Source organism: Streptomyces roseicoloratus, from assembly GCF_004117935.1.
GTDB lineage: Bacteria > Actinomycetota > Actinomycetes > Streptomycetales > Streptomycetaceae > Streptomyces > Streptomyces roseicoloratus.
Genome location: NZ_SDOY01000007.1, coordinates 40,530 through 59,717, shown reverse-complemented (window position 1 = coordinate 59,717; position 19,188 = coordinate 40,530). Strand labels below are relative to the sequence as shown.

Genomic DNA, 19,188 nt, shown 5'->3' with positions numbered 1-19,188 from the left:
GGGCCGCGGCGGCCGAGGCCGGGCCGCGTACGCCGTTCGCGCTGCCGCCTGCCGACGCCGACCGCGGCACGGACCCCGCCCCGGCCGCCACGGCCGCCCACGGGGCCGTACGGGCCCTGCCGCAGGACGACCACACGCCGCCGCAGCCGCACCCGCTGCCCGCCACGCACGCGGAGCAGGTACCGCACGCCGGGCAGGTGCCGCAGGGACCGCAGGCACCGGTGACCGTTCCGGCCGCCACCACGAGGGGGACCGGCACCGGCTCCGTACCGCTGCCGCCCGAGATGCCGACGGCTCCGACCGCTCCCGCGGCTCCGTCGGCTCCGGCAGCCTCGGCCGCGCCGCCGGCTCCCGCCGCGCCGCCGGCTCCCGCGGCCGGGTCCGTGCCCAAGGACGGGACGCAAGGGGGGCGTGCGTTCAGCGTGCGGACCCTCGGTCAGGGCGTGCCCTTCGTCCAGCCCGCGACGCCGACGCCCGCCCGGCCCGCTCCCGCCCCGGCCGGTTCCGCCATGCCCACGCCCATGCCCACGCCCCCGTCCGCGCCCGCGCCCTCCGGCCGTCGGCGCAAGCTCGGCAACCCGGCGGCGGAGGGCCGGCAGCCCACACCGGTCCCGCCCTCCGCGACGCCGGCGCCGACGCCGGCCGCGGCGCCGACGGCCGCCCAGTCGTCCGCCGGCCCGGTCCCCGCCGCCGTGCCCGAGGCCACCGCGAAGGCCCACCCTCCGGCGGAGACTCCGATCCCGATGGCCGCGGCGAAGTCGCCCGGCCCCGCGAACGGCCCCATGGACGGCCTGGCGGACGGCCCCGCCGTCGCCGGTACGCCCGCGGCCCCCGTACCCCCCGTCATGCCCGCCGCCACGCCCGCAGCCATGCCCTCCGCAGCCGCCAAGCTCGGCCCGACGCCCGCTCCCGAAGGCCGTGCGTACGCGATAGAGGCGCCCGCCGAAGGCTCGGCGGAGGGGCCCGAGCCGCTGGACGGCCCCGGCGGCGCGGTGGAGGTGTCGAACCAGCCGGTCCCGCAGCCCGTCGACGACGAACTGCCCCCGGAGCCGCTGGACAACCCGCGCCGGCTGCTCGTCTGGCCCGCGCCCGACGTGGCCACGCAGCAGGCGCTGAGCGACCGCGGCTACCGGCCGGTGATCGTGCACTCCCGCGAGGAGGTCGACGCGCAGATCGCCGCCTTCCCGGCCGCGCTCTTCGTCGACCCGCTGACCGGCCCCATCACCCGTACCGCGCTGCAGTCGCTGCGGCAGGCGGCGGTCGCCGCCGAGGTGCCGGTGCTGCTCGCGGCCGGGCTCGGGCAGGCGACCCGCGAGGAGGCGTACGGCGCCGATCCCGCCGTCCTGCTGAAGGCGCTGGCACCACGGGACAGCGAGCAGCACCCGTCCCGCGTGCTCCTCATCGAGGAGAGCGAGGAGATCGCCCAGGCGCTCGCGGCGACGCTGGAGCGGCGCGGGATGCAGGTGGTGCGGGCGGCGACCGACACCGAGGCGGTCTCGCTGGCCCAGCAGATGCGGCCGAACCTGGTGGTGATGGACCTGATGCAGGTGCGCCGCCGCCGGGCCGGGATCATCGACTGGCTGCGCGCCAACGGCCGGTTGAACCGCACGCCGCTGGTCGTCTACACCTCCGCGGGCCTCGACGAGGCCGAACTGCCCCGGCTCTCCTCGGGCGAGACGGTGCTGTTCCTCGCGGAGCGGTCGACCAGCGCCGAGGTGCAGGCCAGGATCGTCGACCTGCTCGCGAAGATCGGCACCAACTAGCCCACGGCCGGGGCCGGTTGGTGCCGCCTCTCCTTGCTCGGACTCAGAGCTGCGTCACGTCCAGCTCGCCCTCCGCGTACTGCTTGCGGATCACCTTCTTGTCGAACTTGCCGACGCTCGTCTTCGGGACGGCCGGCACGATCGCCCAGCGCTCCGGAAGCTGCCACTTGGCGATGCCGCCCTCGGCGGCGAGGAAGGCGCGCAGCTCCTCGTAGTCCGCGCTCGCGCCCTCCTTGAGGACGACGGTCGCGAGCGGGCGCTCGCCCCACTTGTCGTCGGGGACGGCGACGACGGCGGCCTCGGCGACGGCCGGGTGGCCCATGAGGGCGTTCTCCAGCTCGACGGAGGAGATCCACTCGCCGCCGGACTTGATGACGTCCTTGGCGCGGTCGGTGAGGGTGAGGAAGCCGTCGGCGCTGATGACGCCGACGTCGCCGGTCTTCAGCCAGCCGTCCTCGCTGAACTTGTCGTCGGGGCGGAACGGTTCGCCGTCCGCGCCGCCGTAGTACGCGCCCGCGATCCAGTTGCCGCGGACCTCCAGCTCGCCCGCCGACTCTCCGTCCCAGGGCAGGATCTCGCCACCGGGGCCGACCAGCCGGCCCTCGACGCCCGCCGGGAAGCGGCCCTGCGTCACGCGGTACGGCCACTCCTCCTCCGGCGTGAGGCCGGCCGGCGGGTGGGCCATGGTGCCGAGCGGCGAGGTCTCCGTCATGCCCCAGGCGTGACAGAGGCGGACCCCGAGCTTGTCGTACGCCTCCATGAGCGAGGGCGGACACGCCGCGCCGCCGATGGTCACCTGCGCCATGGAGCTGATGTCGCGCGGGTTGGCGGTGACCTCGGCGAGCAGGCCCTGCCAGATGGTGGGGACGGCGGCGGCGTGGGTCGGCTTCTCGCGCTCGATCATCTCGGCGAGCGGGGCCGGCTGGAGGAAACGGTCCGGCATCAGCATGTTGATGCCGGTCATGAAGGTGGCGTGCGGCAGGCCCCAGGCGAGCACGTGGAACTGCGGGACCACGACCAGGGTGGTGTCCTTGTCCGTCAGGCCCATCGACTCCGTCATGTTCACCTGCATCGAGTGCAGGTAGATGGAGCGGTGGGAGTAGACGACGCCCTTGGGGTCGCCGGTGGTGCCGGAGGTGTAGCACATGGCGGCGGCGCTGCGCTCGTCGAGCTCGGGCCAGTCGTACGTGGCGGGACGGCCGGCGATCAGCTCCTCGTACTCGTGCACGCGCGGCGCCGCGCCGTCCAGGAGGGAGCGGTCGCCCGCGCCGGTGACGACGACGTGCTCGACCGTGGGCAGGTGCGGGAGCAGCGGGGCGAGGAGCGGGAGCAGGGAGCCGTTGACGAGGACCACGCGGTCGGCGGCGTGGTTGGCGATCCAGGCCAGCTGCTCGGCGGGCAGGCGGAGGTTGAGGGTGTGGACGACCGCGCCCATGGCGGGGATCGCGAAGTACGCCTCGACGTGCTCGGCGTTGTTCCACATCAGGGTGGCCACCCGCTCGCCGGCGGTGACGCCGAGCTCGTCGCGCAGGGCGTTGGCCAACTGGGCGGCGCGCGCGCCGGCTTCCGCGAACGTACGGCGCTGCGGCTCGCCGTCTCCGGTCCACGTCGTGATGGTGGACCTCCCGTGGATCGTCATCCCGTGCTTCAGGATGCGGGTGACGGTCAGTGGTACGTCCTGCATGGTGCTGAGCACGGGCGTCCTCCCGAGGGCGCTACGCGGCAGTAGGAATGGGCTGATTCTGCGCGCGTACCGGGCGGTATGTCACTACCCAGGAGTACGAATTTGCCAGCGATCACTGGCATAACCGAGGGTAACCCTCGGTTGAGCGGCGTGGGCGCGCGGTTTGTCCGCCGGCAGCCGGCCGCCGGAACGCCGGTTGCCTGGGTCGCCCGCGGGTCCCCGGGCCGTCGGAACGCCGGTTGCGTGGGTCGGCCCTCGAGTCTCCGGGCCGTCGGAAGGTCGCTTGCCTGGGTCGGCCCGCGAGTCTCCGACCGTCGGAACGCCGGTTGCCCGGTGGCGCGCAGGCCGCCGGACTGCCGGACCGCCGCCCGGGACGGGTCGTCCTCACCGTACGGGGGCCAGCTCCGGGTCCTCGCGGAGCTTGCCGAGCGCCCGCGAGACGGCGCTCTTGACCGTTCCGACGGAGACCCCGAGCACCTCGGCGGTCTGCGCCTCGCTCAGGTCCTCGTAATACCTGAGGACGACCATCGCCCGCTGGCGGTCGGGGAGCTTCATCACCGCACGCCACATCGCGTCGTGCAGCACCTGGCGCTCCGCCGGGTCCGGCGCGGGCAGCCCGAGGGGCTCCGGGAGCTCGTCGCAGGCGAACTCGTCGACCTTGCGCTTGCGCCACTGCGAGGTACGGGTGTTCAGCAACGCGCGCCGGACGTAGCCGTCCAGGGCGCGGTGGTCCTCGATGCGCTCCCAGGCGACGTACGTCTTGGCGAGCGCCGTCTGCAGCAGGTCCTCCGCGTCCGAGTGGTTCGCGGTCAGCGAGCGCGCGGTGCGCAGGAGGACGGGCCCGCGGGCCCGGACGTACGAGGTGAACGACGGGTACGCGGCGTGCGGCGCGGGGCCGGCGCCGGGGCGGGTGCGGTGGGCCGTGGCGGCCGTGGATGCGCCGGCACAGACGGGGCCGGAAGGCGGCGGAGTCATGGTTCCACGCTATGAGCGGGCCCCCGCCACCGGATCGGCCCCAGGTCCCGAACCGCACTCCGCCTCAGGTTGTAGGGGTGGGGACCGCCCGACCTCCTGAAGGTGGAGCCGCAGACGGGGGACGTCAGGGTCGGGGCGCCGGGGTTGAGGCGCCAGGATCGGGGGAACAGGGGTCGACGCGCCAGGCCGGGGGCACAGGGGTCGAGGCGCCAGGACGGGGGCAACAGGGGTCGAGGCGCCAGGTCGGGGCGGCAGGGTCGGGGCGGCAGGGTCGGGGCGCCGGGTCGCCCGGCGGCCGTCAGGTGCCGACGCGGGCCACCGGCGCGTCGACCAGGTTGCGGTCGATCACGAGCCGCCGGCCGCCATGGGTCTCGGCGACCTCGCCCGCGTACTGGTGGATCCGGGCGTGCGGCCGCCAGGCGAGCGGGTGCAGCGAGCGCTCCGTGTCGAGCGCGGGCCGGGCCCGCCAGCGCGCGAACCAGACCGCTGTCGGCAGGTCCCGCGTCCCCGCCGCCCGCTGTCGCTCCAGTTCCCGGACGCCGCTGTCGGAGCTGCCGTAGAACCCGGCGAGGTAGCCGAGGCGACGGACCTCCCGGTTCCACGCCCGGACGAAGAGCAGGGTCGTCTCCGCGCACCGGGCGTCGCCCGTCCGGTACGCCTCGATGTCCAGGTAGAGCGGGCTGCCCGCGGCCAGGCCGAGCGCCCTGGCGGCCCGTACCGCCTCACCGCCCTCCCGGGTGCCCTGCCGCCAGGGGCTGCGGCCGATCGCGTACCGCCGCTTGGCCTCGGCGATCACGCACGGCGCCTGCGAGCCCACGAACAGCGGCAGCAGCCGCCAGCCCTGGGCGTGCACCGAGGCGACCCACCCGGGAGTGAGCTGCCGCTGGGTACGGCAGCCCCGGCCGCGGCCCCCGAAGTACACCCCGACGGCCTGGTACGGCGAGGCCCGCCAGGCCCTCATCACGTCGAGCGACGGCGCCTCGCACGTGTCGAACGCCCGCCCCGCGAAGTACCGGGGCGCGGGCGCGGCGGGCGCGGCGGCGGCCGGGGTCCGGTCGGTGGGCGGGGCCGGCGCCCCGTACGCGGGAGCGGCCAGGAGGGCCGCGGTCGCCGCGACCGCGGCGACCGTCGCGGCGACGGCGGCGCGGACGGCGGCGCGGGTCCGCCTCGGGCGGGTGCGTTCGGTGCGGTGGGAGCCCGCGTGGCAGGTGGACCAGGCAGGGCAGGTCGGGCCGGTGGAGCGGGTCGGGCAGGTCGGGCGGGTGGGGCAGGTCGGGCCGGTGGAGCAGGTCGGGCCGGTGGGGCAGGTGGGGCAGGTGGGGCAGGGGTGACGCGGTGGGACGTTGCTCATGGCGCGAGTGAAAGGCGCCCCGCCGCGTGCGGCCACCGCTGGTGGCGTGGCCTCAGCCGTCCGTGCCCAGGATCAACCCGGACGTGGGAACGCCGGTCCCGGCCGTGACCAGGGTCCTGGCCGCCCCCGGTATCTGGTTCACGGACGTGCCGCGGATCTGTCGGACCGCCTCGGCGATCCCGTTCATCCCGTGCAGGTACGCCTCGCCCAGCTGGCCGCCGTGGGTGTTCAGCGGCAGCGCGTCGGCCGCCACGAAGTCGGCCGCCTCGCCCGGTCCGCAGAAGCCGAACTCCTCCAGCTGCATGAGGACGAAGGGCGTGAAGTGGTCGTAGAGGATGCCGACGTCGATGTCCCCGGGCCGGAGTCCGGAGCTCCGCCACAGCTGGCGGGCCACGACGCCCATCTCCGGCAGACCGGTCAGTCCGTCCCGGTAGAAGCTGGTCATCGCCTCCTGGTTCCGGCCCGCGCCCTGGGCGGCGGCCACGATCACCGCGGGCGGACGGCGCAGGTCGCGGGCGCGCTCGGTGGAGGTGACGACGATCGCCTGGCCGCCGTCGGTCTCCTGGCAGCAGTCGAGCAGCCGCAGCGGCTCGGCGATCCAGCGCGAGGCGGCGTGGTCGGCGAGGGTGATCGGCTTGCCGTGGAAGTACGCGGCGGGGTTGGTGGCCGCGTACCGCCGGTCGGTGACGGCGACATGGCCGAAGGCGTCCGGCGTGAGCCCGTAGGTGTGGAGGTAGCGCTGAGCGGTCATGGCGACCCAGGAGGCCGGCGTGAGCAGCCCGAAGGGCAGCTGCCAGCCGAGCGCCACGCCTTCCGCCGACGGCTCGCGCTGCTGCACGCCGGAGCCGAAGCGGCGCCCCGAGCGCTCGTTGAACGCCCGGTAGCAGACGACCACTTCGGCGATCCCGGCGGTGACGGCGAGCGCGGCCTGCTGGACGGTGGCGCAGGCGGCGCCGCCGCCGTAGTGGACGCGGGAGAAGAAGGACAGCTCGCCCATGCCGGCCGCCTGGGCGACGGTGATCTCGGGACTGGTGTCCATGGTGAAGGTGACCAGGCCGTCGACGTCGGCGGGGACGAGACCGGCGTCGTCGAGCGCCGTGTGCACGGCCTCCACGGCGAGGGCGAGCTCGCTGCGGCCGGAGTCCTTGGAGAACTCCGTGGCGCCGATCCCGACGACGGCGGCCCGCCCGCCGAGGCCGTCCGGGGCGTGCAGGCTCATCGGGACACCTCCGGGTCCGGGCCGGTGGGCGGTTCGGCGGGCACGCCGGCCGGCGGTGCTGCGGGCACGCCGGTGGGCGGTTCGGCGGGCGGCCCGGCCGGTGGCTCTGTGTGGTCGCCCGCGGGTGGCTCTGTGGGCACGCCGGCCGGCGGTTCTGCGGGCACGCCGGCCGGCGGTTCTGCGGGCACGCCGGTCGGCGGTTCTGCGGGCACGCCGGTCGGCGGTTCTGCGGGCACGCCGGTCGGCGGTTCTGCGGGCAGTTCGACGGTCACACTGCCCGTGACGTGGTGGCCCAGCCGGTTGGCGCCGACGACGCGCACCCGCGCCGTGGTGCCCTCGACCTCGGTGACCGTCCCGGTCAAGGTCATGGTGTCCCCCGGGTAGTTGGGGGCACCGAGCCGGATGGCGACCTTGCGGAGCACGGCGCCGGGGCCGAGGCGGTCGGTGATGTACCGCCCGACGAGGCCGTTGGTCGTGAGGATGTTCATGAAGATGTCCGGGGAGCCCTTCTCCCGGGCCAGCTCGGCGTCGTGGTGGACGTCCTGGTAGTCGCGGGAGGCGACGGCACCGGCGACGATCAGGGTGCGGGTGACGGGAATCGCGAGCGGCGCCAACGCGTCCCCGGCCTTGACGACCCGGACCTCCGGATCCGTCCGCTCGGCCTCCGCTCTCATGCGGCCTCTCCTTTCGCGAGCAGGTCGCCCAGTTCGGCGAGGAGTTCGGTGCCGCAGCCCAGGTACGCGTCGAGCTGGCGGCCCCAGAGGAAGTGCCGGTGGACGGGATGCCCGAGATCCGCGCCCATGCCGCCGTGCAGGTGCTGGCCGGCGTGGACGACCCGCTTCCCCGCCTCCGAGGCCCACCAGGCCGCCGTCAGGGCGTGCGCGGCGGCGGGCAGGGCCTGGTCGTACCGCCAGGCCGCCTCGTAGGCGGTGACGCGGATGGACTCCGTGTCCATGTGCGCGTCGGCGGCACGCAGCTGGACCGCCTGGTGCGAGGACAGCGGCCGCCCGAACTGCTCCCGCACCGAGGTGTACGCCACCGCCCGGGCCAGCGACCCGGCGCAGACGCCCGCCTGGAGCCCCGCGAAGGCGATCCGGGCGGCGGCGAGCACGTCGTCGTACGCCCCGGGCCCGCCGACCCGCTCGCCGGGCGTCCGGTCGAGGACGAGCCGCCCGGCGGACCAGGGCGCGGTGAGCTCGACGTCCTCCGCCGGCCCGGCGTCCTCGGTACGCACGAGCCACAGGGCGCGCTGCTCGTCCGGTACGAGGACATGGGTGGCGTCCCGCAGCCAGGGCACCCAGGCGACGCTGCCGGCGAGCCGCTGCCCGCGGTCGGCGCGTACGGGGCTGGGCTCGGCGCGTACGTTGCCGGGCTCCGCACGTACGGCGCCGGGCTCCGCACGTACCGCGTCAGACCCGGCCCGCACCGCGTCAGACTCGGCCCGTACGGCGTCAGACTCGGCCCGTACGGCGCCACGCTCGGCGCGTAAGGCTCCGGCGCCGGCCCCAGCTCCCGCCGCCGAGGACGCGCCCGCCGCCGGGGAGGAGGCGCCCGCCGCCGGGGAGGCACTCGCCACCGGGAAGACACCCGCCGCCGGGAAGGCTCCCGTCGCGACCGCCGAACCGTCCCTCAGTCCCGGCAGCAGCCGGGCCCGCTGGTCCTCCGTGCCGTGCCGGGCCACGGCGAGGAGTCCGTACACGCAGCTCGCCGTGAAGGGCACCTGGGCGGTCGTACGCCCCTGTTCCTCGGCCATCAGGACGAGGCCGAGGAGTCCGACCTCCTCGACGGCGCCGGGCAGTCCGGCGGCGCACAGGGCCTTCCACAGCTCGGCGTCCGTGCCGGTGCCGGCGGCGGCGAGCCGCTCGTGCGTGGAGAGGTCGCCGAAGACGCGCGCGGCGAGCTCGCGGGCGGCCTGCTGCTCCTCGGTGGGGGTGAAGTCCATGTCAGCCCTCTCCTCCCGCGCGGAAGACGGGGAGTTCGAGGTCCTCGTCCACGCGCAGGAACTCCAGCCGCACCGGCATCCCGATCCGTACCTTGTCGTACGGCACGCCGACGACGTTGCTGACCATCCGCACGCCTTCGGCGAGTTCGATCAGCCCGACCGCGTAGGGCGGCTCGAAGGCGGGGAAGGGCGGGTGGTGCATCACCACGTACGAGTAGACGGTCCCCTCGCCGCTCGCCTCGACGGTGTCCCACTCCTGCGAGCCGCAGGCGTTGCAGCCGGGCAGCCAGGGGAAACGCGGGGTCGAGCAACCGGCGCAGCTCTGGATCAGCAGGCGGTGCTCCGCGACACCCGCCCAGAAGCCCGCGTTGTCGCGGTTGATCACGGGCCGCGGCCGCCGGGGCCGCTCATGGTCCCGCTCGGGCTGCCGGGGCTTTTCGGACGTCCGGGGCCGCCCGACCTGGCGAGGCTCCTCGGACCGACGAGCCGGCGGAGACGGACGAGCCGGCGGAGACGGATGAGCCTGCGGGGACGGATGAGCCTGGGGAGACCGCCGGACCGACCGGGACCCACGGACGGGTGTGAACTGCTGGGCCGACGGGGACTCACCGGCGGACGGGGACTGCCGGACTACCGACTGGGACTCGCCGGCGGACGGGGGCTGCCGGACTACCGACTGGGACTCGCCGGCAGACGGGGGCTGCCGGGTCGGTGCGTACTTGAGGACGCGGAAGCGATGGGTCCCGGCGAGTACGCCGCCGGCCCGTACGTCCATGCGCGTGGTGATGAAGTACCCGGCGCCGAGCTTGGTGGTCTTGCGCGGCGAGACCGCCTCGATGACGGCGTCGAAGGTGATCAGGTCACCGGGTCGCAGCGGTCGCAGGTACTCCTGCTCGCAGTCGGTGGCGACGATCGAGGTGAACCCGGCGTCGTCGAGGAGGGCGGACAGCTCCTCGTAGGCCCCGGAGCGGTCGGGATGCCCGGAGAGGCCGCCCATGGTCCACGCCTGGAGCATGGTGGGCGGCGCGACGGCATCGGGCCCTCGGTACGCGGGGTCGGTGTCGCCCATGGCCTCGCACCAGTGGCGGATCATGGGCAGGTTGACGGGGTCCTTGCCGACGGAGGCGTTGGACGTCGGCCGCCCTTCGTACGCCCTGATCCGCTCGAACAGCGCGTCGTCGACGGCCTCTTGGCTTGCCCTGGTGCCGTCCGCGCCGCTCATCGGCGCCCCCTTCCCTTCATGCCGAGCCGCATCGTCGCGACGATCTCGCGCTGCACCTCGCTCACGCCGCCGCCGAAGGTGTTGATCTGGGCGGCCCGGTTCATGCGTTCGAGTTCGCCGCCGTCGAAGGCGCCCGGCGAACCCGCTCGGACCAGTGCGGCCGGGCCCGCGATCTCCTGGCACATGCGGTACACCTCGACCGCGGATTCCGTGCCCGCGAACTTCACGCCGCTCGCGTCGCCCGGCCCCAGCCGACCGGCGCCCACGTCCCCGACCAGACGCCAGTTGAGCAGGCGGGTCGCCGCGAGCCGGGCGTGGGCCTCGGCGGCGCGGATCCGTATCCAGGGCTCGTCGATCCGGCGTGCGCCGGTCACGGGATCGGGGTTACGGGCGGAGCGCAGGGCGGCCGCGTAGAAGTCCTCGGCCTGCATGCCGATCGCGGCGAGGGCGACCCGTTCGTGGTTGAGCTGGTTGGTGATGAGTCCCCAGCCGCCGTGCTCGGGGCCGACGAGGTTGCCGAGCGGCACGCGGACGGAGTCGTAGGAGGTGGCCGTGGTGGTCAGACCGCCGACGGTCTCGATGGGCGTCCACGAGAAGCCCGGGGCGTCGGTGGGGACCAGGACGATGGAGATGCCGCGGTGGCGCGGGGTGCCGGGGTCGCTGTCGGTGCGGCAGGCCAGCCAGATCCAGTCGGCGTTCTGGGCGTTGGAGGTGAAGACCTTCTGCCCGTCGACCAGCCAGGAGTCCCCGTCGCGTACGGCGCGGGTGCGGAGGGAGGCGAGGTCGGTGCCGGCCTCGGGCTCGCTGTAGCCGATGGCGAAGACGGTCTCGCCGCGGAGGATGCCGGGCAGGAAGGCCGCCTTCTGCTCGTCGGTCCCGTACTTCATCAGGGTGGGGCCGACGGTGTTGAGGGTGACCATGGAGACGGGGGCGCCGGCCCGGTAGGCCTCGTCGAAGAAGACGAACTGCTCGTCGGGCCCGCGGCCCTGCCCGCCGTACTCCTCGGGCCAGCCGAGCCCCAGCAGCCCGTCGGCACCGATGCGGCGCAGCAGGGCGCGCTGGGCGGCGGAGTCGGCGGGCGGGGGCGGGCCGTCGGGCATCAGATCGCGGAAGTACGCGCGGAGCTCGGCGCGCAGCCGCAGCTGCCGTTCGGTCGGGGCGAGGTGCACGGCGACGGCCTCTCGTGAGGAGGACGGACGGGCTTCGGTCGTGGGCTCCCACATTTTCTGACTGTCCGTCAGATTCATTCAGACCGAGGACCTCTGTCAAGAACGGCGACGGGCCCGGTGGCCGCGCGCGGGGACCGTGACCGCGTACGGGGGTCGCCACCGCGCGCGGGAACAGCCACCGCACACGGAACCGTCACCGCGCACGGGAACCGCCACGGCATACGGGAACCGTCACCGCACACGCCACCCCCACCACGCGCGCGAACCGCGGACAGCACGAGCCCGAAGCCACCCACGACGACCGTCGCGAACACACCACAACCATCGCAGGCACGCGAGGGCCGTCGCGGACACGCAAGGGCGGCCCGGACGTCGATACCGAAGTACCGCCGCCCGGGCCGCCGTTCGCCTCACGACCACGATTCCCGTGACCTCACGACCGCACTCCCCGCGACCGCCCCCTCACTGCCGCTCCCCCACGATCGCTCCCCGCGATCAGTCCCCCCGTCGGGCCGGCTACCACCATGGAAAGAAGTTGACCACCGCGTTGGACTGGTCGATGTGGGTGAGCGCGGAGCCGTTCACGCTCGCGGTGTTGTTCTGGTTGGAGGCGCCGGAACCGGTCGCCACCTGCTGGGTGGTGGTGGAGTTGCCGTTGTTGTTGCCGCCGACACCGCTGCCGATGATCGTGGCGACGCTCGCATTCGATCCGTCGTTCGCGAATCCACCGTTGTCGGCCTGAGCCACTCCCGCGAAGAGCGCGGCGGTGAGGGGCAGGGCGGCGGCAGCGGCGAGAACGCGGGCGGTACGGATGCTTGCCATGTGTGTTCCTCCAGGAACTGGAACTCTGAAATTCCGAAGCACTGAGCAACGGCTCTGAATGCGTGAACTACTCCCGAGACCAGGGCAGTTGGCCGACCGCTCCGGTCGATGTGCTCGACGTCGCAAGATCAGAGTTGCCCACCGAATCCCCGGCGAACCACCCAGGTGTGCCGCTTTCCCCCTCAAGTGTGAGGACAAGTAGATAAACCCCCTTTCTCCCAACAAACGCACAGCTCACACGCCCCACAGCGGGCCGGATCCGGAAAGACCGGGCGACACAAGAGGAGAACCGTTTCGGCGACTCTCCACCCACCCCGCACCCCCACCACCGACGTCCGCCCCCGTCCCCGCCCCCGTCCCGAGCAACGGCTCAGAAGGCGCCGTGCCCCTCCCGTGCCCGATCGTGCGGGAAGCACCGGGGAACGACGGCCAGCCAAGGAGGGCGAAACACCAAGGCCCCCGACCGATTTACCTGGTCAGGGGCCTTCGACATGTGCGGTGGGTGTGGGATTTGAACCCACGGTGACTCTCGCCACGACGGTTTTCAAGACCGTTCCCTTAGGCCGCTCGGGCAACCCACCCTCGCCCCGCGCCACCTGGCGCGGAGCGGCTACAGCCTACCGGCTCCCGGAGGCCGGGTGGCGGGTGGCGGGTGGCGGGGAAGGCTCGGGTGAGTCGGGTGGGGTCAGTTGTCGCCGGTGCGTTCGCCGAGGGTGACCGTGGTGGTGGCGGGCTTGCCGGCCCGTTCGTAGGTGATCTTGACGGAGTCGCCGGGCTGGTGGGTCCAGATCTCGCTGATCAGGGTGGGGCCGCTGTCGATCTGGTGGTCGCCGAAGCCGGTGATCACGTCGCCCGGCTTCAGGCCCGCCTTCGCCGCGGGGCCGTTCGGCGTGATGGACGGGGTGCCGCCGGTGCCCTGCTCCGCGATCGTCGCGCCCTCGCCCCGGTCCTGCATGTTCACCACCGCGCCGATGACCGGGTAGACCGGCTTGCCCGTCTTGATCAGCTGCTCGGCGACGTTCTTGGCCTGGTTCACCGGGATGGCGAAGCCCAGGCCGATCGAGCCCGCCTGGGACTGGCCGAAGCCGCTGCCCGTCGACTGGATCGCCGAGTTGATGCCGATCACCGCGCCGCTCGCGTCGAGCAGCGGGCCGCCGGAGTTGCCCGGGTTGATCGAGGCGTCCGTCTGCAGCGCGCTCATGTACGAGTTCTTGCCGCCGGCCCCGTCGCCCGAGGCGACCGGGCGGTTCTTGGCGCTGATGATGCCCGTGGTGACCGTGTTCGACAGGCCGAACGGCGCGCCGATCGCGATCGTCGAATCGCCGACCGCGACCTTGTCCGAGTCGCCCAGCGGCAGCGGCGTCAGGTTCCCGGGCGCGTTCTTCAGCTTCAGCACCGCCACGTCGTAGCCCTCGGCCCGGCCCACGACCTCCGCGTCGTACGTCTTGCCGTTCGAGAACGTCGCGGAGAGCGTGCCGCCCTCCGCCGCCGACGCCACCACGTGGTTGTTGGTGACGATGTGGCCTTCCTTGTCGTAGACGAAGCCCGTGCCCGTGCCGCCCTCGCCTTCCACACCGCCCGACTTCGCCTGGATGGTCACCACGCTCGGCAGCGCCTTCGCGGCGATCGCCGCCACCGTGCCCGGGTCCCGCTTGAAGGAGGAGGGCGCGTCGCCCGACGAGACCGTGGTCGAGGCGGCGGAGTCGTCGCGCTGCGACGCCGCCCAGTAACCGATGCCCCCGCCGACACCGCCGGCCACCAGGGCCGCCACGAGGACGGCCGCCACCAGACCGCCGCCGCGCTTGCGCGGCGCCTCCGGGACGGGCGCCGCCGGCGCGCCCCAGGCCGGGGTCGCGGGCGGGGCCGGGGGCCATCCGCCCGCCGCCGGGGCCGGGGCGTGGGCGTGGGCATGGTCGTGTGCGGGGGCGGGGGCCTGGGCGGCGGTCTGAGCCTGGGCGGGGGTGGGCTGGGAGGTCGGGGGCAGGGGGGCCGTCGTCTCCGTCAGCGGAGCCTGGATCGCCGTCGGCTGCTCGGAGGCGGGGGGCGGGGCCGGGGCCGAGGTCGGGGCCGGGGTGGGAGCCGGGGTCGGCTGCTGGGTCGCTGCCGCAGGTTCCGCCGGGATCGGCTCCTGGGTGGTGGCGGGCGGCTGCGCCGGCGGCGCGGACGGCGGGGCGGCAGGGGCGGGCGGGGTGGCAGGCGTGGCCGGAGGCGTGGGAGGCGTGGACGGGGCACCCTGGTCCGCCGGAACCGCCGCGCCCTCGTTCTCGGTGCTCACAGCTCTCTCCTCGCTCACTCTCCGACCGTCGCACGGATTGCACGGTCGCTGTGGTCAGCTTTTCCCACAGCACGTCAGGCCACTGTAAGCCGGACCTGTGTGCGGCACCCACTATCTTTATATGGGGCGATAACAGACACCCGTACCATGACGCGGTGACCCACGTACCGCTGCAGCCGAACCGCCGCGCCGCCGTCCAGGTGGTCGCCCACCGCGGCGCCTCCGAGGACGCCCCCGAGCACACCCTGGCCGCCTACGTGAAGGCCATCGAGGACGGCGCCGACGCCCTGGAGTGCGACGTCCGGCTCACCGCCGACGGCCACCTGGTCTGTGTCCACGACCGCCGCGTCAACCGCACCTCCAACGGCAAGGGCGCCGTCTCCGCCCTGGAGCTCGCCGACCTCGCCGCGCTCGACTTCGGCACCTGGAAGGGCCGCGACGAAGCCGTCGAGAGCCCCGACCGAACCGGCGACCGGACCGGCGACCGAAGCGGCGACCGGACCGCCGGCCGGACCGACCCCGAGGCCACCTCCGTCCTCACCCTCGAACGCCTCCTGGAGCTGGTCTCCGACACCGGCCGGCACATAGAACTGGCCATCGAGACCAAGCACCCCACCCGCTGGGCCGGGCAGGTGGAGGAGAAGCTGCTGCAGCTCCTCGACCGCTTCGGTCTCGCCGCGCCCGCCGCCCCCGAGGAGTCGCCGGTCCGCGTCATGAGCTTCTCGGCCCGTTCGCTGCACCGCATCGCGAAGGCCGCGCCGACGCTGCCCACGGTCTCGCTCTCCCAGTTCGTGTCCCCGCGGCTGCGCGACGGACGGCTTCCGGCCGGCGCGCGGATCGCCGGCCCCTCGATCCGGATCGTGCGCCACCACCCCGCCGTGATCCTGCGGCTCCAGAAGGCCGGCCACCAGGTCCACGTCTGGACCGTGGACGAGCCGGAGGACGTCGAACTGTGCGAGCGGCTCGGCGTGGACGCGATCATCACGAACCGTCCGAAGCAGGTCCTGTCCCAATTGGGGCGCCTCTAGAGACCCGTCGCCTTCGCCCGTCGAGCTCTGCCGAGCCCGTCACGGTCGCCCATTGAGGCCCGCTCGCCCCATTTGCACCGCTCGTCACGGGCGTGCGGGGTGTGCACCGGCGCGTTCGGGACGTACGCGATCGTCACGAGTGCGTCACCGGAGTCCTACTGGCCGGTTTCCGGTGCAGGCCATCGGGGCATTCACCTCGTGGCGTGGGGCAAAGGAGGTCTCGGGGGTGGCGTTGGTGGTGGCACAGGAGGTGCCCACGTCGTCGAGCATGGCCGTTCCCCATGGCCCTGCGGGCGTGGGGCAGGCGCGGCACCGGATGCGGGAGCAGTTGAGCCGCAGCGGCATGGCCGATTCGGTCGTCGACGACGCGGTACTGATCCTTTCCGAATTGCTGAGCAATGCCTGCCGGCACGGCAGACCGCTGGGCTGCGCGGACATGGGCGACGGTGACGTACGGGCGGCCTGGAGCGTCGACCGGGCGGGCGGACTCGTGGTGGAGGTGACGGACGGCGGCGGTCCCACCCGCCCTGTTCCGGCCACGCCGTCGGTCACCGCGCGCGGCGGCCGGGGGCTGAACATCATCAGCGCGCTCGCCCAGGACTGGGGCGTACGGGACAGCGCGACCGGCGAGGTCACCGTCTGGGTGCAGGTCACCGGCGGCCATCGCCGCGAGGACTTCGCGACCCGCGTCGGCAGCGGCTCCGGACTCGGCTTCCTGGACGCGTACGACGAGTTGGAGTGAGGCCGGCGAGGAGCGCGGCAGCCCGCGCTCCCGAAGCCCGGGTCGCCTCCCGCACCCCGCGCTCCCGGCGCCTCCCGTGCCCCCGCACACCCCCAGGAAGTGGTACCGGCATACCCGCGTGCGGGACCGCGTGCGGCTAGGCTCGCGCCCGAGACAGCACCGCCGCGATCGGGAGAAAGCCACACCATGGCCAAGAAGCGCCCCCAGACGAAGCCCGCCAAGGCCGGCAACACCGGCCAGGCACAGGTCACGAACGGGGAGATCCCGGTCGTCGGCGCCCGCGAGCCCTGCCCGTGCGGTTCGGGACGCCGCTACAAGGCGTGTCACGGCCGCGCCGCCTCGCACGCGGTGACCGAGCTCGTGCAGCGCCCCTTCGAGGGCCTGCCGGGCGAGTGCGACTGGGTCGCGCTGCGCGAGCTGGTGCCCGCCGCGACCGTGCCGCTCACCCTGAAGGGCGGGCTGCCCGACGGCGTGCCGTCCGTGACGCTCGCGACCGTGCTGCCGATGGCCTGGCCGGCGCTGCGCCGCGACGACGGCTCCGTGCTGGTCGCCCTGCAGAACGACTCCTCGTCCGGTGACCTGGCCCGCGACCTGGCCGACACCCTCGAGCGCGCCCTGGTCGCCGAACCCGGCACTCCGGTCGCCCCTCGCCGCGTACCGGCGGAAGGTCCGCGACTTCAGGATCTGCTCGACGCCGACAGCGATTTTTCGCCGGTCGTGCACTCGGGATTCGAATTCTGGATTCCGGAGTCCGCGGACAATTCCAACCCGGAGGTCACCGCCTCCCTGGAGCGTGCGAACGCCGCCGCGATCCCGACCGTGAAGCTCACCGGTGTGGACTCCGCGTACTGGTGCGAGACGCCGGACAAGAACCACCTGCGCTGGGTCATGCCGCACCCCGAGGAGAAGCTGCTCGACGCGCTCGCCCGGCTGCAGGCCGCGGGCACCTCCTCGCTCGGCCCCGACACCCGTCTCGTCGGCTCCTTCCGGGCCCACGGGCTCATGGTCCCGGTGTGGGACCTGCCGACCTCGATGACCGCCGAGGACTGCGAGAAGCCGGCCGCCGCGTTCGCCGAGCGGCTCGCCGCGGCGCTCGCGTCGGACGCCCCGCTCACCCTCGACGAGCGTCGCGCCCGCGGCGGCCTCACCAACCGTCAGGTGACGCTCAGCTGATACCCGGGGTGGTATCCGTGACTGACAGACCGACCAGTCGGTGACGTCCGCCACAAGACCCCCCTCGGAAGGGCTAAATCCCTGTCCGAATAACCGAGATCGAATTTGCGAACGGCAGATCTCTTGTTACGGTTCTGGAAGCCCGGTCGCTGGTGCATCCCCCGTCGCCAGCGATCGGGCGTTCTCATGTCCGGGGTCCTGCCCGGCGGACCGGCGCGCGCTCGCCACGGAATCTCGGATTCCGCGTTCTCGGCTCAACTGCCCTCCGGATCCCGCCCGTTGCTCCCCGCCCGCAGCAGCAGCGGCGTGTTGCCGCCCTCTCCCGCTCCGGCGAATTCCGCGACCGCCGAAAATGCGCCGGATCCGCCGGCGCCGGATCCACCCCCACCGACTCCCCCGCCGTCGACTCCCCCGCCGTCGGCTCCCTCGCCGCCGGAAGCGGCTCCGCCCCGCACCGGCTCCTTCGGCGTCTCGCACGTCCCCGGTTCGTCCCGTGCCTCCACCGCGCACCGCACCTGTACGGTCCGCCCGGCGGGCGCCATCAGGGTGAGGACGGCGTCGAGCTCCTGGCCGGTCGTGTTCCGGTAGTACGTGCGGCCCCAGGCCTCGGCACCCTCCGTCACCACACACGTCTGCGCCTCGACCCCGTCAGGGGAGGCGAGTTCGGGTCCGCAGCGCGTGACGGCGCGCGGCTCCCCGGTGTCGGCGTCGGGTGGAGTCCCGGCTTCGGTGGTCCTACGGGCGGTCCCGAGGCCCAGGTCCGGGAGCAGCCCCTTGCCCTTCGCGTCCCCGGAACCCGCGGCCGCGGCCGCCCCGGCGGCGGCCTCCCCGTCGCCGCCCGCCGCGGCCGAGTCGCGTCCCGGGTCTCCCGCCGGACCGGCCGACGCGGCGACCGGCACCAGGACGGCGACCAGTACGGCGGCACCGAGCCCCAGTCCTCGAAGCCGTGCCGGACTCATGCGCCCCATACGTCGGCCCACCTGCTTCTCGGGAACGGATCTTCCCGCGAAGATAGCCGCGGCCGGTGGGCTCCCGGCCGGCCGCGCGCCCCTTTCGCCTGGATGCCGAGGCGTTCCACACCCGTTCGGGTGAAGCCGGGCGGCGCCGGGACCGCCGTCAGTACGCGAGCCTGCTGCCGCCGCCCGGCATGCTCGTGCTCGCCTCGACCAGCGCGTCCACGACCGCCTCCACGTCCGGCAGCCACGGTCGCGCCGAGCCCGCCAGCGGCGCCCGCTCCCAGCGGACCTGTCCGGCGCCGGTGAGGGAGGGCGGCAGCGGCAGATAGCCGCCGTCGCCGTGGAAGCGCAGGGAACTGGGCACGCAGTCCTTCGCGTACAGCAGCTCGCCGAGCCGTTCGAGGCCGTACGGGGCGACGAGGATCGCCCAGCGGGTGGGCGTGGCCACGACCGGGCCGAGCCGCATGCCCAGCGCGTCGAGCGCGGCCAGGGCGTGGGCGCCGGCAACGGCGGGCAGGCTGACCGCGCACGGGGCGCGGCCGCCGGTGGCGAGGAGGACCGGGGCCTCGGGGCGGCGGCTCCACCACCACCGGATCATGCGGGCGTCGGTGGTGGCGGCGAGCAGGCCGGGGTCGAAGGGATGCGCGCCGGGGACGACGCATTGCGGATCGGGACAGGCGCAGCCCACGACGGCGGGCAGTGCCTCCGCCCCGGTCCCGGCTCCCGTCCGGACGCCGGACGCCAGGGCCCCCAGCCGGCTCAAGGCACCCAGCCGACCCGCAGCCCCCAGCCGGCTCAAGGCACCTAGCCGTCTCATCACGCCCGCACCAGCACGCGCCTCCGCCCCGGGACCCGAGCCCGGCGCAG

At 74.1% G+C, this 19,188-nt stretch carries 15 protein-coding genes, 1 tRNA gene and 1 pseudogene; 4 read left to right on the top strand and 13 right to left on the bottom strand.

Annotation, left to right across the window (positions count from 1 at the left end; translation table 11 throughout):
• Nucleotides 1–1,763 (top strand): response regulator (locus tag ESG85_RS00660; protein WP_128976021.1); only part of this gene is annotated, 1,763 nt, incomplete at its 5' end.
• Between the two features lie 43 nt (nt 1,764–1,806).
• Here the strand turns inward: ESG85_RS00660 and ESG85_RS00655 are convergent.
• The 11 genes and pseudogenes from ESG85_RS00655 to ESG85_RS00600 form a co-directional block, all read right to left on the bottom strand.
• Entirely contained in the window at nt 1,807–3,459 is a 1,653-nt protein-coding gene (locus ESG85_RS00655; RefSeq protein WP_128976020.1) for a long-chain fatty acid--CoA ligase, read from the bottom strand.
• Between the two features lie 372 nt (nt 3,460–3,831).
• The gene (locus ESG85_RS00650) at nt 3,832–4,422 is read right to left on the bottom strand and encodes a SigE family RNA polymerase sigma factor (RefSeq protein WP_128976019.1); all 591 of its coding nucleotides are present in this window, start codon (nt 4,420–4,422) and stop codon (nt 3,832–3,834) included.
• Between the two features lie 298 nt (nt 4,423–4,720).
• Complete coding sequence (locus ESG85_RS35255) at nt 4,721–5,773, bottom strand: DUF1906 domain-containing protein (RefSeq protein WP_181018925.1); 1,053 nt, start codon at nt 5,771–5,773, stop codon at nt 4,721–4,723.
• Nucleotides 5,774–5,825: 52 nt separating this feature from the next.
• Nucleotides 5,826–6,992 (bottom strand): lipid-transfer protein, encoded by a 1,167-nt coding sequence (locus tag ESG85_RS00635; protein ID WP_128976016.1) that lies wholly within the window; start codon nt 6,990–6,992, stop codon nt 5,826–5,828.
• A gap of 248 nt (nt 6,993–7,240) precedes the next feature.
• Nucleotides 7,241–7,666, bottom strand: a pseudogene (locus ESG85_RS00630) (MaoC family dehydratase); the annotation flags it as partial.
• Nucleotides 7,663–8,934: an acyl-CoA dehydrogenase family protein gene (locus ESG85_RS00625; protein WP_128976015.1), complete on the bottom strand. Its 1,272-nt coding sequence runs from the start codon at nt 8,932–8,934 to the stop codon at nt 7,663–7,665. The gene ESG85_RS00625 and the pseudogene ESG85_RS00630, both read right to left, overlap by 4 nt.
• 1 nt (nt 8,935) lies before the next feature.
• On the bottom strand, nt 8,936–10,156 hold the full coding sequence (locus ESG85_RS00620) for a bifunctional MaoC family dehydratase N-terminal/OB-fold nucleic acid binding domain-containing protein (protein WP_181018924.1): 1,221 nt from the start codon (nt 10,154–10,156) through the stop codon (nt 8,936–8,938).
• Nucleotides 10,153–11,325, bottom strand: coding sequence for an acyl-CoA dehydrogenase family protein (locus ESG85_RS00615; RefSeq protein ID WP_128976028.1), 1,173 nt, complete (start codon nt 11,323–11,325; stop codon nt 10,153–10,155). The genes ESG85_RS00620 and ESG85_RS00615 overlap by 4 nt, the downstream gene beginning before the upstream one ends.
• 516 nt (nt 11,326–11,841) lie before the next feature.
• Nucleotides 11,842–12,147: a hypothetical protein gene (locus ESG85_RS00610; protein ID WP_128976014.1), complete on the bottom strand. Its 306-nt coding sequence runs from the start codon at nt 12,145–12,147 to the stop codon at nt 11,842–11,844.
• 496 nt (nt 12,148–12,643) lie between these two features.
• A tRNA-Ser gene (locus tag ESG85_RS00605) sits at nt 12,644–12,728 on the bottom strand.
• Between the two features lie 104 nt (nt 12,729–12,832).
• Nucleotides 12,833–14,422: a S1C family serine protease gene (locus ESG85_RS00600; RefSeq protein WP_128976013.1), complete on the bottom strand. Its 1,590-nt coding sequence runs from the start codon at nt 14,420–14,422 to the stop codon at nt 12,833–12,835.
• Between the two features lie 155 nt (nt 14,423–14,577).
• On the opposite strand from ESG85_RS00600, the gene ESG85_RS00595 reads away from it, so the two are divergent.
• The 3 genes from ESG85_RS00595 to ESG85_RS00585 all read left to right on the top strand — a co-directional run bounded on the left by ESG85_RS00595 (nt 14,578) and on the right by ESG85_RS00585 (nt 17,365).
• A complete protein-coding gene (locus tag ESG85_RS00595) occupies nt 14,578–15,450 on the top strand; it encodes a glycerophosphodiester phosphodiesterase (protein ID WP_246094741.1) in 873 nt (290 codons plus the stop codon).
• Between the two features lie 139 nt (nt 15,451–15,589).
• Nucleotides 15,590–16,192, top strand: coding sequence for an ATP-binding protein (locus tag ESG85_RS00590; protein WP_128976012.1), 603 nt, complete (start codon nt 15,590–15,592; stop codon nt 16,190–16,192).
• Between the two features lie 186 nt (nt 16,193–16,378).
• Nucleotides 16,379–17,365: a DUF5926 family protein gene (locus ESG85_RS00585; protein WP_128976011.1), complete on the top strand. Its 987-nt coding sequence runs from the start codon at nt 16,379–16,381 to the stop codon at nt 17,363–17,365.
• Nucleotides 17,366–17,619: 254 nt separating this feature from the next.
• Here ESG85_RS00585 and ESG85_RS00580 read toward each other — a convergent pair whose 3' ends face one another.
• A complete protein-coding gene (locus ESG85_RS00580) occupies nt 17,620–18,333 on the bottom strand; it encodes a hypothetical protein (RefSeq protein ID WP_342781108.1) in 714 nt (237 codons plus the stop codon).
• Between the two features lie 148 nt (nt 18,334–18,481).
• Complete coding sequence (locus ESG85_RS00575; RefSeq protein ID WP_128976024.1) at nt 18,482–19,138, bottom strand: bifunctional DNA primase/polymerase; 657 nt, start codon at nt 19,136–19,138, stop codon at nt 18,482–18,484.
• Nucleotides 19,139–19,188: the final 50 nt, after the last annotated feature.